Annotated in this window: 1 pseudogene; it reads left to right on the plus strand. The window is 43.0% G+C overall.

Features of this window, described 5'->3' with window-relative positions:
• Positions 1 to 272: pseudogene (locus CWC11_RS21155) on the plus strand (EAL domain-containing protein); the annotation flags it as partial.

The following is a 272-nucleotide window of genomic DNA, read 5'->3' on the forward strand; positions in this document are numbered from 1 at the left end:
AAACTCCATTCGTCATTTGGTAGTGACTTCCCCAGACTCGCAACAAGTGATAGGGCTATTGGCGCTCAAAAATGTCCTGACTGAAATTGAAACTGCGTATTGTAGCGAGCTGGAAAAAGTCCTAGTACAACGTGATATTGCACTGCAAAAATCGGAGAAGAATCTTTATCTAGCAAACCGCATCATTGATGCTTCTCTCGATGGTATCATGATCACCAAAAGTTCAGGAGAAAAAATCCAGATCAACCCAGCGTTTAGTGCGCTTACTGGCT

It is taken from the genome of Pseudoalteromonas sp. S3178, from assembly GCF_005886985.1.
Taxonomy (GTDB): Bacteria; Pseudomonadota; Gammaproteobacteria; order Enterobacterales; family Alteromonadaceae; genus Pseudoalteromonas; species Pseudoalteromonas carrageenovora.